General features: G+C 68.8%; 11 protein-coding genes and 1 pseudogene. 8 read left to right on the top strand and 4 right to left on the bottom strand.

The window, feature by feature from the left end; genetic code table 11:
• The first annotated feature begins 158 nt into the window (after nucleotides 1-158).
• A complete protein-coding gene (locus tag ME121_RS01405) occupies nucleotides 159-2372 on the top strand; it encodes a GumC family protein (protein ID WP_059408158.1) in 2214 nt (737 codons plus the stop codon).
• A gap of 13 nt (nucleotides 2373-2385) precedes the next feature.
• Here ME121_RS01405 and ME121_RS01410 read toward each other — a convergent pair whose 3' ends face one another.
• Entirely contained in the window at nucleotides 2386-3537 is a 1152-nt protein-coding gene (locus ME121_RS01410) for a GNAT family N-acetyltransferase (protein ID WP_245337752.1), read from the bottom strand.
• Nucleotides 3538-3810: 273 nt separating this feature from the next.
• Here ME121_RS01410 and ME121_RS01415 point away from each other — a divergent pair, with 273 nt between their 5' ends.
• Nucleotides 3811-4872: a polysaccharide deacetylase family protein gene (locus tag ME121_RS01415; RefSeq protein ID WP_029358503.1), complete on the top strand. Its 1062-nt coding sequence runs from the start codon at nucleotides 3811-3813 to the stop codon at nucleotides 4870-4872.
• A gap of 24 nt (nucleotides 4873-4896) precedes the next feature.
• Here ME121_RS01415 and ME121_RS01420 read toward each other — a convergent pair whose 3' ends face one another.
• Together ME121_RS01420 and ME121_RS01425 are read right to left on the bottom strand one after the other, a co-directional pair.
• The gene (locus ME121_RS01420; protein WP_012317327.1) at nucleotides 4897-5553 is read right to left on the bottom strand and encodes a DUF2155 domain-containing protein; all 657 of its coding nucleotides are present in this window, start codon (nucleotides 5551-5553) and stop codon (nucleotides 4897-4899) included.
• Nucleotides 5554-5681: 128 nt separating this feature from the next.
• A complete protein-coding gene (locus ME121_RS01425) occupies nucleotides 5682-6098 on the bottom strand; it encodes an NADH:ubiquinone oxidoreductase subunit NDUFA12 (protein ID WP_012317326.1) in 417 nt (138 codons plus the stop codon).
• Between the two features lie 513 nt (nucleotides 6099-6611).
• Here ME121_RS01425 and ME121_RS01430 point away from each other — a divergent pair.
• Nucleotides 6612-10343: a vitamin B12-dependent ribonucleotide reductase gene (locus ME121_RS01430; protein WP_029358504.1), complete on the top strand. Its 3732-nt coding sequence runs from the start codon at nucleotides 6612-6614 to the stop codon at nucleotides 10341-10343.
• A 278-nt stretch (nucleotides 10344-10621) separates the two neighbouring features.
• Here the strand turns inward: ME121_RS01430 and ME121_RS01435 are convergent.
• Nucleotides 10622-11167: pseudogene (locus ME121_RS01435) on the bottom strand (tautomerase family protein).
• Here ME121_RS01435 and ME121_RS01440 point away from each other — a divergent pair.
• From ME121_RS01440 to ME121_RS01465, 5 genes are all read left to right on the top strand, one after another.
• Nucleotides 11142-12026 carry a LysR substrate-binding domain-containing protein gene (locus ME121_RS01440; protein ID WP_059408162.1) on the top strand — a complete coding sequence of 295 codons (885 nt, stop codon included), beginning with the start codon at nucleotides 11142-11144 and terminating at the stop codon, nucleotides 12024-12026. The pseudogene ME121_RS01435 and the gene ME121_RS01440 overlap by 26 nt on opposite strands.
• Before the next feature lie 332 nt (nucleotides 12027-12358).
• Nucleotides 12359-13302, top strand: a protein-coding gene (locus ME121_RS33090; protein ID WP_206406672.1) for an IS630 family transposase whose coding sequence is annotated in 2 segments (ribosomal slippage) — nucleotides 12359-12695 and nucleotides 12695-13302 — 945 coding nt in all. Because the reading frame shifts where the segments join, the coding sequence is not laid out codon by codon here.
• Nucleotides 13303-13433: 131 nt separating this feature from the next.
• The gene (locus ME121_RS01455; RefSeq protein WP_059408168.1) at nucleotides 13434-13817 is read left to right on the top strand and encodes a tautomerase family protein; all 384 of its coding nucleotides are present in this window, start codon (nucleotides 13434-13436) and stop codon (nucleotides 13815-13817) included.
• Between the two features lie 278 nt (nucleotides 13818-14095).
• Complete coding sequence (locus tag ME121_RS01460; RefSeq protein WP_012317321.1) at nucleotides 14096-15307, top strand: ABC transporter substrate-binding protein; 1212 nt, start codon at nucleotides 14096-14098, stop codon at nucleotides 15305-15307.
• Between the two features lie 102 nt (nucleotides 15308-15409).
• Nucleotides 15410-16282 (top strand): branched-chain amino acid ABC transporter permease, encoded by an 873-nt coding sequence (locus ME121_RS01465; protein ID WP_059408170.1) that lies wholly within the window; start codon nucleotides 15410-15412, stop codon nucleotides 16280-16282.
• Nucleotides 16283-16314 lie beyond the last annotated feature (32 nt).

The raw sequence follows: 16314 nt of genomic DNA on the forward strand, positions 1-16314 counted from the left end.
AGGCCGTTAAGGTTAATGAACCTTGATCGCCGTTCGGCCGGCATTGCCCCGCCACCGGTCCCCGCGCGCCTTAACTCTTGAGCAACCTTAACATCCACTAATGGCGGCGGGACGGCAGTAATGCCTGTTCGGTTTGTCTCCGCGTTCAGAGCGTCCGCATGTCCACGATCCGTCAGCGCTCGATCTATGCCGTACCCGGACCCCAGCCGCGCGCCGAGGAAGGCCTCGGCCTCGCGCAGCTGCCGCGGATCCTGCGGCGCTCGATCGGCTGGATCGTCGGGCCGACCCTGGTGGTTGCCCTGGGCGCGAGCGTCTTCGTCAACGTGGTCAGCCCCCGCTACACCGGCGAGGCGAAGGTTCTCCTCGAGAGCCGCGACCCGGCCTTCGCCCGGACCGCGCAGGAGCGCGGCGACCAGCTCGCACCGATCGACGAGCAGGCGGTGGCGAGCCAGGTGCAGGTGGCCATGTCCCGCGATCTCGCCCGCGAGGCGATCCGCCGGCTCAAGCTCGTCGGCAACGCCGAGTTCGATCCCGGTGCGGGCAGCATCGGCGCGGTTCAGCGCGTTCTGATGATGCTCGGCATCGGCGCCAATCCTCTCGACCGCCCCGCAGAGGACCGGGTGCTCGACGCCTATTTCGATCACCTGCTGGTCTATCCCGCCGGCAAGTCGCGGATCCTGACGATCGAGTTCCGCGCGAAGGATCCGAAGCTCGCGGCCGAGGCCGCCAACACCATCGCGAAGCTCTACATCGGCTCGCTCGAAGCCGATAAGGTCGACACCGCCCGGTACGCCTCCACCTGGCTCGGCGGCAACATCGACGGGCTGCGCAACCGCGTCGCCGAGGCCGAGGCCAAGGTCGAGGCGTTCCGCGCCAGGAACGGCCTCGTGGGCAGCACCGGCGTTGCCGGCCGGCCGCTCAACGCCCAGCAGCTCGGCGAATTGTCGAGTCAGCTCTCCGCGGCGCGGAGCCTGAAGGCCGACCTCGACGGCAAGGTGAAGGCCATCAAGGATCTGATCAAGGACGGGCGCGCCTTCGAGATCCCCGACGTCGCCAACAACGAGGTGATCCGCCGGATCGTCGAGAACCGGATCGCCGTGCGCGCGCAGCTCGCCCTCGAGTCTCGGACCCTCCTGCCGGCCCACCCGCGGATCAAGGAGCTGAACGCCCAGCTCGAGGACCTCGACGCGCAGATCAAGGCCTCGGCCGAGCGCGTCGTGCGCACGATGGAGAATGATGCCAAGATCGCCGGGGCCCGGGTCGAGAGCCTCCAGGCCGCCGTGGACGGCCAGCAGGACGTCGTCGTCCGCGGCAATGCCAGCGAGATCCAGCTCCGGGCGCTGGAGCGCGAGGCGAAGGCGCAGCGCGAGCAGCTCGAGTCCTATCTCGGCCGCTATCGCGAGGCGGCGGCGCGCGACGGCGAGGCCGCGACGCCCGCCGATGCCCGCATCGTTTCCCGCGCCGTGACGCCCGAGCTCCCGTCCTTCCCGAAGAAGCTGCCGATCGTCGCCTTCGCGACCCTGCTGACGCTCATGCTGTCGGTCGGCGGCGTCATCGCCAGCGCGCTGCTCGCGGAGTCCGGCCGCCCCGCCGGCGACCGCGACGGCGACCCGGCGGACGATCGCCGGCGCTGCGAGCCGGTGCTGGATCGGCCGTCCTTCACCTTCCCGGAAGCGACGCCGGCCGCGCACTGGTCCGAGCCTCCGCGGACGGCCGCCGAGACGGCGCCCGTCGCGCCGACGGCGATCCGCAGCGCCGACACGTTCGATCTCGCGCCCCTCGTCGCCCGGATCGCGGCGGCGCCCCGCGCCCCGGAGGCGCAGGCCGGTCGCCGGATCCTGATCGTCGAGACCGAGGATCGACGCGGCGTCCCGACGCTTCCCGAGGCCCTGACCCGCGCCCTGGGTCGCGAGGGTAGCCTCGTCGCCGTCGACCTGAACCTGCCGCACGACGGTACGGCAGGGCTCGGCTTCTCCGACCTCGTCGCCGGCGAAGCCGCCTTCCTCGACGTGATCCAGGCCCGCCGGGACAGCGGCTATCACCGGATCGAGGCGGGCTTGCAGGATTCCGCCGTCCTCTTCGACGAGTTGGATGCTCTGGCGCTGACCTTCGAGGCCATGGCCGAGGCCTACGACTGGGTGATCTGCCGGCTCTACGCTGCGCCGCGGGCCGTCGACCTCCTCGAGCTGGTCGCCGGTTTCATGGACAGCGTCGTCATCGCGTCGAACGCCGATGCCGAGGATCCGGCGCTGGCCGACCTCTACGCCCTGGCCGAGGAGGCCGGTGCGGGGCAGATCCTAGTGGCGCAGGATCGTGCCGCCGCATCCGAGGTCGCGGACGCCCGGGCGGAATTGCGCCTCAACGCCGCCTAGGCCGGGACGCCGGTCACGATCGGCGCAGGGTGCGGAGCTTTTTCAGGACGGCGTAGAGGCGCGGGTCGCGCTTGATCCGCCGCTTCGTGCGGTTCAGGCCGCGGCGGAGCGCGCCGTAGATCCGGCCCCGGAGGGTCACCGGAATGATGGTCTCGACGAGGCCGATCGTCTCGTCGCAGATGCTGGCTTTGTAGCGGGCCTCACCGACGCCGAGGTCGAAGCCCTGCCGGCCGCGCGCGGTCTGATCGCGCACCAGGTGCTGGAGCAGCAAGTCACCGGGGCTGTAGCGGGCGATCTCGGGGTCGCCGTCGAACGCCGTCATCATGCCGCTGAAGCGCCGCTCACTGACGGCGCCGCCGAAGGTCGCGAGGACGCGGCCGCTCTCGGCGAGGCACAGGGCGTACAGCTCCACCGCGGGCTCGGCGCCGGTCGCCGCGGCCGTCAGGAAGGCCCGGATCGCGGGGTCGGCGTAGGGGTCGGACACTCCCATGCCGGCGAAGCGGGCCGATTTCTGCGCGAAGAACGCCGCCAGCAGGCGCGCCGCCTCGTCGGCGGTCTCGGCGCGGCGGTAGGTGATCGCGCCGTGCGCCTCCACGAGGCGCTTCTCCTTGGACCGCAGCTTCTTGCGGGCATCCGCGCTGAAGGCCCGGCGTACGGTTGCCTCAGGGTCCGGCCCGAGCATGAGGCCGTAGGCGTCGCTGGCCTCCGCCTCGCCGCTGGCGGCGAGCGGGTTCGCCGCCCCGTCCCACATCCGGGGCTGATGCTTCAGGGCGAAGGCGTCGATCCCGTCAGCGCGGCCGGCGCGGATCAGGGCCGCGACGATGCTGCCGGGCGCGATGGCCGCCGCGCCGCGGGTGGCGAAGAGCGGCAAGTGATAATTGGCGTGGGTGTCGCCGACCGTCCGCGCGAGGCGCAGGCCGTGCTCCCGCTGAAGCGTGAACGGGATGAGGATGCGCGGCCGGCCGTCCGCGTCCCGCAGGACCGCGACGCGCGCGCGCTCGGCCTGCCCCGTCGCCCGCAGGTAGGCGCCGATCCAGTCGAACCGCTGGTAGGGTGTGCCGAGGCTCGCCGGATCGGCCTCGAGGCGCCGCCAGAGCGCCTCGGCCGCGGCGAGGTCCGGGATGATCTCCGCGACGAGCCCCCCGGCGATGCGCGTATCGACCATGTCCGTTCCCGTTACTTGGACACCGACCGCCATGACCTGATCTCCCGGGGACCGCTCACGGTCCCGTGGCGCCCCAACCCTGACGGGAGGCGACTGAACAGCCCGTGACTTCAATCGACGATGGTATGATCCCGGTGCCGGATGGTCCGGCAAAGATCAGTCGTGGCTAATGACAGCTTGCGATGAGCGCCGCTGCGCATGCTTTCGGGTTTGTTTACCCCGGCACGCCAAGGCTGTGCCGCGCTGGGCCTCGGGCCCGAACGGTTCAGGGCCATGCTGTCGTCGCGTGCCAAGCATCGGGTCTTCGCGTCGGGCTTCCGCGCGATCCAGGCGCTGGGGGCAGACCGCTGGCTCAGCCCCGCGGCTCGCGGCCTCGGCGTGATCCTCACGTTCCACCACGTCAGCCCCGACCCGGTGCCGGCCTTCGCGCCGAATCGGCTGCTCGGCATCACCCCGGACTTCCTCGACCTCACCCTGCGCGAGCTCGACGCCCGCGGCTTCGAGATCATCGGCCTGGATGCGGTGCCGGAGCGGCTGGCCGAGCCGGATTACGGACCGCCCTTCGCCGTCCTGACCTTCGACGACGGCTATCGCGACAACGTCGTGCACGCCCGTCCCGTGCTGGCCCGCCACGGCGCGCCGTGGACGCTGTTCGTCACCAGCGGCTTCGCCGATCAGGCCGGCCGGCTGTGGTGGGTCGAACTGGAGCGGGCGATCGCGCGGCTGGACCGGGTGCGCATCGAGATCGGTGCGCGGAGTCTCGACCTTCCGGCGCGCAGCCCGCAGGAGAAGGCGCTGGCGTTCGAAGCTCTGTACCGCGACCTGCGCCACGGCGACGAGGCGGACCTCCTCGAGCGGATCGCCGCCCTCTGCCGGCAGGCCGGCTTCCCGCCGGGGCGCCTCGCCGCCGATCTGTGTCTGTCCTGGGACGAACTGCGCGACCTCGCCGTCGACCCGGCCGTCACCGTCGGCGCGCACACGGTCAGCCACCCGATGCTGGCCAAGCACGCCGCCGCGTTCGCATCGCGCGAGATCGCCGAGGGGCGCGCGCGGATCGAGACGGAACTCGGCCGACCGGTGCGACACCTCTCCTACCCGGTCGGAGACCCATCTTCCGCCGGCCCGCGGGAATTCGCGCTGGCGCGGGAGATGGGCTTCGCGACGGCGGTGACCACGCGGCCGGGCCACCTCTTCGCCGAGCATGCCGGCCATCTCCAGGCCCTGCCCCGGGTGTCGGTGAACGGCTGCCACCAGACGCGCGCCGCCCTCGCCGGACTGCTCTCCGGCGTCCCGTTCCTGGCCTGGAATCGGGGGCGTCGCCTCAACGTCGCCTGAAGCGACGACGCGCTCGCGACGGCTTCAGCGGAACAGCGCGTCGAACAGGTTCTGCGGCTGCTGCTGCGGCGGCGGGGCCGGCGCCGGGCCCTCGTTCGACGGGAAGAACTTGCGCGAGGGCTTCTGGCGGGGCTGCACCGGCACGCCGCGCGGCGCCTCCACGTCGACCTGGCCGTTGGCGTTGAGCTGCTGGGCGGTCTTGGTCGCGTCCTTGCCGGGGCGCTTCGCCTTCTCGGGCTTGGCCGCCACGGCCGGGACGTCCTCCTGCTCCTTGGCCTCGGCGATCACGTCGCTGCCGCCCTTACAGTCGACCAGCCACACGTCGTAGATCGGGTGTTCGATCGCGTGGAGGCCGGGGCTCGACGCGAACATCCAGCCGGTGAAGATGCGGCGGTACTTGTTGTCGAGGGTGACCTCGTCGACCTCGAGGAACGCCGTGGTCTTCGCGCTCTCGGTGGGCGGGCGCGTATAGCAGACCCGCGGGGTGAGCTGCAGGGCGCCGAACTGCACGGTCTCGTCGACCGCGACCTCGAAATTGACGATCCGGCCGGTGATCTTGTCGAGCCCGGAGAACACCGCGGTCGGGTTCTTGATCTTGTCGGCAGCGGCGGGGCCGGCGCAGACGAGGAGCGCGAGGCTCGGGGCGAGCGCGCGGCGTGCGAGGGCGGTGATGCGGCTCAAGGCTCGGACCCCTAGACGAGGGTGGCCGGCCGCGCCAACGGCTGCGCGGCGGACGATCGGGATTGGCCCGTCATGAACACCGGAACGGTGGCGGCAAAAGGGCGCCCGGCCCGAGGCGGCGCGCGGACCTACTCGCCCGGCGTCCAGGACACGTAGTCGCCGGTCGCTGCCGGCCGCTGGCCCCAGGAGAGCTGCGAGCCCGCCGGCCGGTACGCGTTCGCGGTGCCGGTCTGGTTCTCGATATGCGGCTTCTGCCACGCCTTCGGCTGGTACTTCTCCTCGCTCGGCGCGACGTCGACGTTGTGGCAGAGCCAGCCCCGCCAGCCGGGGGGCACCTTCGAGGCGTCGGCGTAGCCGTTATAGACGACCCAGCGGCGCTCCGAGCCCACCGAGCGGTCGATCAGCGCACCTTCCGCCTTGTAGTACTTGTTCCCGAACTCGTCCTCGCCGACGAAGATGCCGGTGCGCGCGGTCTGGAGCGCGACGGAGACGGTCTGACCGTTCCACCACGTGAAGATGCGCAGCAAAGTGTCCTTCAGCGCCATCGCCGGTCCCGGAATCGTGCCGCGCCGCGAGGGCGCTCGTCGGCGCCGTTATGGTGACCGCGCGCGTGCGAGTCCAGCCGCATGACGGAAGTGTCGCTGCCGGGCAACGCTCGACCGCGGTTTCGGCCCCCGGGTCCGGCTGTTCGCCAGGTCCGCTCCCTAGGGTTGTGAATCTAAAATTTTCCCGATCCGATTCCCGAAAGCCGGAAGGACACTTATCCCGGTCCGGGACGATATCCACAGACTTTTGCGAGCCGGCACAACATCTAGCGGGGAACAAGCCCGCCGAACACCACTTGTTGACGTGAGAGTGAAGGCGGCGGTAATCTCCCTGCATCGGTCGCGCCCCGCGGAAGTGGTGCGTTGGGCAGGGGCGACCGTTCCTAATTTTCGTTCGCGGGACCGGGGCACGTCTCTCAGCCGGGCGTGGTCGGCCGCGAATCCCACTATCGGGCTAGACCCCGCGTCGCGCGGGGCCGGGACGTTCGCGTCCCGTCGGGAGAGGTGTGTTTCATGCGGTTCGAGCGTCGCTACACCACGGCCGGACAATCGCCCTACGCCGGGATCCCTTTCCGCAAGGCGCTGAGCGAGATCCGCAACCCGGACGGCTCGGTGGTGTTCCGCCTCGACGGCATCGACGTGCCGGAGAGCTGGAGCCAGGTCGCGAGCGACGTGCTCGCGCAGAAGTACTTCCGCAAGGCGGGCGTCCCGGCCCGTTTGCGCAAGGTCGAGGAGAACGCGGTTCCGTCCTTCCTGTGGCGCTCCGTTCCGGACGACGCCGCCCTGGCGGAACTCCCCGAGGACGAGCGCTTCGTCTCCGAATCCTCCGCCACACAGGTCTTCGACCGGCTCGCGGGTTGCTGGACCTACTGGGGCTGGAAGGGCGGCTACTTCTCCTCGGAGGAGGACGCCTCGGCCTTCATGGACGAGCTGCGTTTCATGCTGGCCCGCCAGATGGTGGCGCCCAACTCGCCGCAATGGTTCAACACCGGCCTTCACTGGGCCTACGGCATCGATGGACCGAGCCAGGGCCACTACTACTGCGACCCGCAGACCGGCGTGCTGACCAAGTCGGCGTCGGCCTACGAGCATCCGCAGCCGCATGCCTGCTTCATCCAGTCGGTCCAGGATGACCTCGTCAACGACGGCGGCATCATGGACCTGTGGGTGCGTGAGGCGCGCCTGTTCAAGTACGGCTCGGGCACCGGCTCCAACTTCTCGATGCTGCGCTCGGAGAACGAGAAGCTCGGCGGCGGCGGCAAGTCGTCGGGCCTGATGAGCTTCCTCAAGATCGGCGACCGGGCGGCGGGCGCCATCAAGTCGGGCGGGACCACGCGGCGCGCCGCCAAGATGGTGATCGTGGATATCGACCACCCGGACATCGAGGCCTTCATCGACTGGAAGGTGAAGGAGGAGCAGAAGGTCGCCGCCCTGGTGACGGGCTCGAAGGTCGTCTCCAAGCACCTGACGCTGGTGATGAAGGCCTGCACGCAGTGCGAGGCGGAAGGGGATGCCTGCTTCGATCCGGAGCGCAACCCGGCTCTCAAGCGCGAGATCAAGGCCGCCCGCCGCGCCTCCGTGCCGGATTCCTACATCAAGCGCGTGGTGCAGTTCGCGCGCCAGGGCTTCACCAAGATCGAGTTCCCCGTCTACGACACCGACTGGGATTCGGAGGCCTACCTCACGGTCGCCGGCCAGAACTCCAACAACTCGGTCTCGCTGACCGACGACTTCCTGCGCGCCGTCGAGGCGGATGCCGACTGGCAGCTCACCGCCCGCACCACCGGGAAGGTCACCAAGACCCTCAAGGCCCGTGACCTGTGGGAGCGGATCGGCGAGGCCGCCTGGGCCTCGGCGGATCCGGGCCTGCACTTCAACACGACGATGAACGACTGGCACACCTGCCCGGCGGGCGGGCGGATCCGGGCCTCGAACCCGTGCTCCGAGTACATGTTCCTCGACGACACCGCCTGCAATCTCGCCTCGGCGAACCTGCTGACGATGTACGATCGCGAGACCAAGCGCTTCGACGCCGAGGCGTTCGAGCACCTCAACCGCCTCTGGACGGTGGTGCTCGAGATCTCCGTGATGATGGCGCAGTTCCCGTCGAAGGAGATCGCGGAGCTCTCCTACCGCTACCGGACGCTCGGCCTCGGCTACGCCAATATCGGCGGCCTGCTGATGACCATGGGCCTGCCCTACGATTCCGACGCGGGTCGGGCCCTGGCCGGCGCGCTCACGGCGATCATGACGGGTGTCGCCTACGCGACCTCGGCCGAGATGGCTTCGGAGCTCGGCACCTTCCCGGCCTATGAGGAGAATGCCGACGCGATGCTGCGCGTCATCCGCAATCATCGCCGGGCCGCGCACGGCGAGGCCGAGGGCTACGAGTTCCTGAACGTCGCGCCGGTCGCCCTCGACCACGCCAACATCCCGCAGGCGGATCTGGGTGACCACGCCCGCGCCGCCTGGGACCGGGCGCTGAAGCTCGGCGAGGAGCACGGCTACCGCAACGCCCAGGCCACCGTGATCGCGCCGACCGGCACGATCGGCCTCGTGATGGATTGCGACACCACCGGCATCGAGCCGGACTTCGCCCTGGTGAAGTTCAAGAAGCTCGCCGGCGGCGGCTACTTCAAGATCATCAACCAGGCCGCGCCGGACGCCCTGCGGGCGCTCGGCTACCGCGAATCCGAGATCGCCGAGATCGAGGCCTACGCGGTCGGCCACGGCTCGATGGGTCAGGCGCCGGGCATCAACCCGACGACGCTGCGGGCCAAGGGCTTCACCGACGAGAAGATCGCCGCGGTGGAGAAGGGCCTGAAGTCGGCCTTCGATATCAAGTTCGTGTTCAACCGCTGGACGCTGGGCGACGATTTCCTGACCCAGACCCTGAAGGTCCCGGCGGAGAAGCTGTCGGACCCGACCTTCGAGCTGCTGCCGTTCCTTGGCTTCTCTAAGAAGGACATCGAGGCCGCCAACACGCACATCTGCGGAGCGATGACGCTGGAGGGCGCTCCGGGCCTGAAGCTCGAGCACTACCCGGTCTTCGACTGCGCCAATCCGTGCGGCCGGATCGGCAAGCGCTACTTGTCGGTCGAGAGCCACATCCGCATGATGGCGGCGGCGCAGCCCTTCATCTCGGGCGCGATCTCCAAGACCATCAACATGCCGAACGACGCCACGGTGGAGGATTGCAAGGCGGCCTACCTGCTGTCCTGGCGCCTCGCCCTGAAGGCGAACGCCCTCTACCGCGACGGCTCGAAGCTGTCGCAGCCGCTCAACTCGGCCCTCATCTCGGATGACGATGACGAGGCCGATGAGGGGATCGAGGCCCTGATCCAGGCGCCGGCCGCCGCCAAGGCCGCCGCCGCCGCGGAGAAGATCGTCGAACGGGTGATCGAGCGCGTCGAGCGAATCCGCTCCCGGGAGAAGCTGCCGGCCCGCCGGAAGGGCTACACCCAGAAGGCGGTGGTGGGCGGCCACAAAGTCTACCTGCGCACCGGCGAGTACGACGACGGCCGCCTCGGCGAGATCTTCATCGACATGCACAAGGAGGGCGCGACCTTCCGGAGCCTGATGAACAACTTCGCCATCGCGATCTCGCTGGGCCTCCAGTACGGCGTGCCGCTGGAGGAGTACGTGGAGGCCTTCACCTTCACGCGGTTCGAGCCGGCCGGCTTCGTCCAGGGCAACGACGCGATCAAGAACGCGACCTCGCTCCTCGACTACGTGTTCCGCGAGCTGGCAGTCTCGTATCTCGGCCGCGCCGATCTCGCCCATGTCAGCCCCGCCGAGATCGGCGGCACGGTGATCGGCGGCGGCGAGAGCGGCGATACGACCCGCGAGGGTCCGAAGCCGGCGCCGGCCTCCTCGGTCGTCTCCCGCGGCCTGCTGCGCGGCTCGGCCGACCGCCTCACCCTGATCCAGGGCGGCCCGGCCGGCGCCAGCCTCGGCGTGGGTGCGGCGAGCGCCGGACAGTCGGCTCCGGCCGGCGGTACGGTCCACGCGATCCGCGGCAGCGCGGCGCTGAAGGCGGAGCCGGCGACGGCCGGTCAGGCCGAGACGATCGCCGACACCCTCCCCTTCGCCAAGGCCGAGCGGAGCGTCGCCGACCGCCGCGCGGAGGCGAAGATGAAGGGCTACGTCGGCGAGGCCTGCCCGGAATGCGCGAACTTCACGCTGGTCCGCAACGGCACCTGCCTGAAGTGCGACACCTGCGGTTCGACGACAGGGTGCTCTTGAGCCCCTGACACTTCGAGCCTGAAGCGGCGGGCGAGCCATCGGTTGCGATGGCTCGCCCGCCGCGACTCGGTCGCTTCCGAGACCGCGAGCCTGCCGTCGCCGTCGGCGCAATCGCGGAGGGTGGCGCGAGATGCTCGGCGCAGCTGTGCCTCGCGAACGCGGCGATCGCGACCTCGACCGCGGCATCCGCGGGTGCGGCGGCGGCCTGTGTGAAGACCGCCGCAGTCCAGCCATCGAGAAGGCATCCCTCCCCTACACCGCGCGGCGCGCCGGTCGGGTCAGCGCACGTCGTTCTGGACGTAGGACGCCAAGCCGTTGCCGAAGGACCACTCGTCGCGCGCGTTCGGCGACAAGACGATGAGCACGTCTTCCGGACGCAGGCCTGGATCGGCGACGAGGTTGTCGGTGATCGCCCTTTAGAGCGCCTTCTTCTGCGCCGTGTCCCGCCAGTTCCCCGCGACGATGTTGATGATCACCACGTCGTCCGTGCGGTGTAGCCCGAGATACTCGGAATCGTAGATCAGCTCATCCGGCGCGTGCTGGTGAATGAGGTGGAAGCGGTCGTCGGCCGGTACGCCGTAGACGTCGCGCAGCCCGCGATGAACGCCGTCGGAGAGGGCGCGGATGTGCTCCGATGACTTGCCCTTTATGAGCGAGATCCGAACGAGAGGCATAGGTGACGGTCTCCAGCGACGTCTCTCGGCACGATCCGGCCGGCTTGACGCCTCCCCCGATACCTGCCCATCATCGTCCGGAATATTTGAATTTCTGAAACTAAAACTTCCGTAAAACCGAACGATGGCCGCGCGCACCAATCTCGACATGGACGTGCTCAGAACCTTCGTGACCGGGTTCGAGCTCGGCAGCTTCGCCCGCGCCGCCGAGCGGCTGGGACGGTCGCAATCCGCCGTCAGCACCCAGCTCCGGAAGCTCGAGGAGCAGGTCGGGCAGCCGCTCGTGCAGAAGGCCGGACGCGGCCTCGCGCTGACAGCCGCCGGCGAGAGCATGCTCGGCTACGCGAAGCGGCTTCTGGAGCTCAACGACGAGGCGGTCGACCGACTGCGCGGAACGGAACTCGAAGGCTGGGCGCGGCTGGGCCTCGCGCAGGATTTCGCCGAGAGCTGGCTTCCGGCGGTGCTCAAGCGGTTCTCGCGGGCCTATCCGAGGGTGCGCATCGAGGTGCAGGTCGGGCTCGGCGCGCAGCTCATCGAGAAGACCCTGAAGGACGAACTCGACGTGGCGCTGGTCTGGGGCGACGGCGGCGGCGCCCCTCACGCGCAGCGGGTTGCGGACGTGCCGATCCGCTGGATCGGCCCGCCGGACTGGCCGGGTCTCGCAGGTCTCGGGCGGGAACCCGTTCCCCTCGCGGCCTTCGCCCCGCCGTGCACCTTCAGGTCCGCGGCCGTGTCTGCCCTGGACGCTCGCGGCCTGCCCTGGCGGCTGGTCTTCACGAGCCCCAGCCTCTCGGGCCTCTGGGCCGCAGCCGAGGGTGGCCTCGGCATCACCGCGCGCACCGCGGTCGGCCTGCCGAAGACGCTGAGCGTCCTCGACCCCGCCGCGACCGGCCTGCCATCCCTCCCGAACGCCGCTCTGACGCTCCATCAGGCGGAAGCCGAGCTGTCGCCGGCCGTCGCGCGCCTGACCGACATCCTTCTCGAAACGATCGGCGCTCACGTGGCGTGAGGCGGAGACTTCCTTCGCTCAGTCCTCTCCGTGAATCACGAATGTTCCCGGGGAATCGGGAAGCGCCGTCGTGACGGGTGTCAACGGAGAGACCGACCTTCGGTGGAGGTGATCCGTCCCAGCGCTGTCGCGGACCCGGATCGCGACGACGGATCGCGTATCGATCGGTTGGAAGGGGCCCGCTCGTTCACCGGTGCACCGCTGTCAGCCCGCGTCGCGACGCTCCGGCTCGATGTCCTAGAGCGTTTTCGGTTTGGGCTGAGTCGGCTTGGTGGGGTTCACGCGGCGCTGGGAGGCTGATTCACTAGGCCGGTCGACAGCCGGAGTGATGCATGGGCCGCCCCTACAGCTTGGACCTGCGCGAGCGGGTGGTGACCGCGGCTGCGGCGACCTCGCGCCGTCAGGCGGCCGCCCGCTTCGGGGTCGGCCAAGCAACCGCGATCCGCTGGATGGCGGCGCTCGCTGCGACTGGGACGGTGGCCGCCCGGCCGCAGGGGCGTGCCCGCCGCTCCAAGCTCGACCCGTACGAGACGTTCCTGCGTACGCTGATCGACGAGAAGGTTGACATCACCCTGGAGGAGATGCGCGCCCGGTTGCAGGAAGAGCATGGCCTCACCGTCGGGCTCGGCACGCTGTGGGCCTTCCTCGACGCGCGCGACCTGACGTACAAAAAAAGACGGCCCACGCCGCAGAGCAGGATCGGCCGGACGTGAAGGCCGCCCGAGAGGCGTGGTTTGAGAGCCAGCCCGATCTCGACCCGGACCGGCTGGTGTTCCTCGACGAGACGTGGACCGCCACCAACATGGCCCGCACCCGCGGGCGCTGTCCCCGCGGCCAGCGGCTGCGCTCCCCCGTCCCACACGGTCATTGGAAGACCACGACCCTGGTGGCGGGCCTGCGCCTGTCCGGGATCGCCGCGCCGTTCGTGCTCGACGGGCCGATCAACCGCGACGCCTTCCAAGTCTACGTCGATCAGGTCCTGGTGCCCGAACTCGCACCCGGGGACATCGTGATCATGGACAATCTCGGCAGCCACAAAGGCCCGGCCGTGCGCGCGGCGATCGAGGCGGCAGGCGCGCGGCTCCTGTTCCTTCCGCCCTACTCGCCGGACTTCAATCCGATCGAGATGGCGTTCTCGAAGTTGAAGGCGGGGCTGCGCAAGGCCGTAGAGCGCACGCGCGAAGGGCTCTGGACTACAATCGGGCGGCTCGTCGATGCCGTCACGCCCGACGAGGCTGCAAACTTCTTCGTCGCGGCAGGATACGACCCCGATTAAACCGAAACCGCTCTAGCGTTCGATTTTGCCGAAGTATCTCCAGAGAAATCCCGAATTTTCCGAACTCGACCTCTCAGCTAGACCTGCGTCGCGGACCGCTCGGGCGGTCTCGAACAGCGAGAGCGGCGTCCATGCCCTTCATCAACGTCAAAATCGCGGGCCGGCCGCTGGCGCGAGACCAGATCGCGTCGATCCAGGCGGGCACCACCCGACTGATGGTCGACATCCTGCACAAGGTCGGCCCTCTCGTCGGGGTGCTGGTCGAAGAAGTACCCCTGGCGGGATGGCGCGTCGGCGGCGAGCCGGTTTCCCGCGTCGCGCAGGTGGATGCCACCGTCAGCGCCGGCACGAACACGGCCGACGAGAAATCAAGCTTCATCGCCGAGGCGAACAGGCTTCTGAAGACTGTTCTCGGGGCCGATCTGACCGAAGTGTCCTATATCGTCATCCACGAGGTGCCGAAGGACAGCTGGGGATACGATGGGCTGACCCAGGCGGAGCGAGCGCGTTCATGAGCGAGCGCCCGAAGCGTGAGACGCCTCTGAGAGTAGATCACCCCGGCCGGCGGCGCCTCCATCACGTACGCCCTCCGCGCTTAATCCGCCGTCAGCGACGACCTGCCGTAAATTTGCTCACCTGCAGCTTTTCGGTCGTCCCAGACCGACAATCTGTATTAATCGTCTGGGATCCAGCAAAATGGTAGCTTGACGGCTCGACCTGAGTCGGGAGATCAGCCTTCCAGAGTGCCACGTCGAAGGGCACACCGCGCGTGCGGAATCTTGGAGAGGAAACGATGGTCTTCGCAGGTCGCGCTGCAGCCGCGGTGCTGTTATTGACGATGGTGTCGGCCCCGGCGCGGGCCGCGGACCCGATCAAGATCGGGCTGAGCGGCCCCTTCACGGGTGGGTCGTCTTCGATGGGTGTCTCGATGCGGGACGGCGCCAAGCTCGCCGCCGCCGAGATCAACAAGGCCGGCGGCGTGCTCGGCCGGCCGATCCAGCTCGTGGAGCGCGACGACGAGGCCAAGAACGAGGTCGGCGCGCAGGTCGCTCAGGAGCTGATCAACAAGGAGAAGGTGGTCGCCACCGTCGGGTTCATCAACACCGGCGTCGCGCTGGCCGCCCAGCGCTTCTATCAGGAAGCCGAGATTCCCGTCTTCAACAACGTCGCGACCGGGACGATCATCACCAACCAGTTCAAGGAGCCGGATTACGACGCGAACTACGTCTTCCGGAACTCCGCCTACGACGTGCTCCAGGCCGGACTGATGGTCGACGAGGCGCTCGCCCAGGGCCACAAGAAGATCGCGATCCTCGCCGACTCGACCAATTACGGTCAGCTGGGCCGCGAGGACATCGAGAAGTACCTCGCGACCAAGAACGTGAAGCCCGTCGCGGTCGAGAAGTTCAACATCAAGGACGTCGACATGACGGCCCAGCTGCTGAAGGCGCAGCAGGCTGGCGCCGAGGTGATCCTCGCCTACGGCATCGGGCCGGAGCTGGCCCAGATCGCCAACGGCATGGCCAAGCTCGGCTGGAAGGTCCCGATGATCACCAGCTGGCCGTCCTCGATGCAGAGCTTCATCGACATCGCCGGCACGAACGGCAACGGCGTGATCATGCCGCAGACCTTCATCGAGGATCAGACCCTGCCGAAGCGCAAGGCGTTCCTGGAGAACTACTACAAGACCTACGGCGTGACGAAGATCCCGACACCCGTGGCCGGCGCCCAGGGTTACGACTCGATCTACCTGCTGGCCGCGGCGATCAAGCAGGCCGGCGGCACCGACGGCGCGAAGATCCGCACGGCGCTGGAGAATTTGAACGAGAAGGTCGAGGGCGTCGTCACTACCTACGACAAGCCCTTCACCGCCAAGGACCACAACGCGATCTCGCGCAACATGGTCGTGTTCGGGAAGGTGCAGGACGGCAAGATCGTCTACGCGAAGGACGAGGACGCCAAGAACGCGGGCGTGGTCCGCGTCAAGGAGAAGTCCTCGAACTGAGGCCCGGTGAGGCCGCGCCTTCCCGGGCGCGGCCGCCGCTACGCAGCACGGTTGCGCGGCCCTCGCCGCGCGACCGGACGTCCCTCCGGTGACAGCGATCCCATGGAAATCCTGCTCCAGCTCATCGCCTCCGGCGTCGCGGTCGGCATGATCTACGCCGCCATTGCCTTCGGCTATCAGCTCACCTTCGCGACTTCGAAGACGCTCAATTTCGGCCAGGGCGAGGCCTTGGCGCTCGGGGCCCTGTTCGGGCTCACCCTGGTACCGTTCGTCGGCTACTGGCTGATGATCCCGCTGGTCCTGGTCTTCGGCTTCGCCCTCGGTGCGGTGGTCGAGCGCCTCGGCGTGCGTCCCGCCGTGAAGATCAAGTCCGAGTACGGGTGGATCATGGCGACCATCGCGCTCGGCATCATCTTCAAGAACGTCGCCGAGAACATCTGGGGTCGCGACGACTTGAAGTTCCCCTCCCCGCTCCCCGACACGGCGCTGCAGGTCGGCGGCGTGCGCATCCTGCCGATGGAGCTGCTGATCGTCGCCGGCGCACTGCTGATGATGCTCGCGGTGGAGATCTTCAATCGCAAGTCGATCTGGGGAAAGGCGGTGGTCGCCACCTCCAACGACATCGACGCCGCCGGGCTGATGGGCATCAACACCCAGAAGGTAATCACCCTCTCCTACTCGATCAGCGCCATGACGGCGGCCTTCGCGGGCGTGCTGGTGGCGCCCGTCACCCTGACCGGCGCCACGATGGGCTCGGTCCTGGCCCTCAAGGCCTTCGCGGTGGCGATCATCGGCGGCCTCGAATCCGGCCTCGGCGTCATCGTCGGCGGCCTGATCCTCGGCGTCGCGGAGACGCTGACCGGCTTCTACATCTCGACCGGCTACAAGGACGTGCCGGGCCTGATCCTGCTTCTCGTCGTCCTCTCCATCCGCCCGGTCGGCCTGTTCGGCAAGGCCGTCATCAAGAAGGTCTGACCGTGACCGCCCGCGCAACCCTCACGGCAGCC

Origin of the sequence: Methylobacterium sp. ME121 (assembly GCF_000974725.1) — a bacterium.
Classification (GTDB): domain Bacteria; phylum Pseudomonadota; class Alphaproteobacteria; order Rhizobiales; family Beijerinckiaceae; genus Methylobacterium; species Methylobacterium radiotolerans.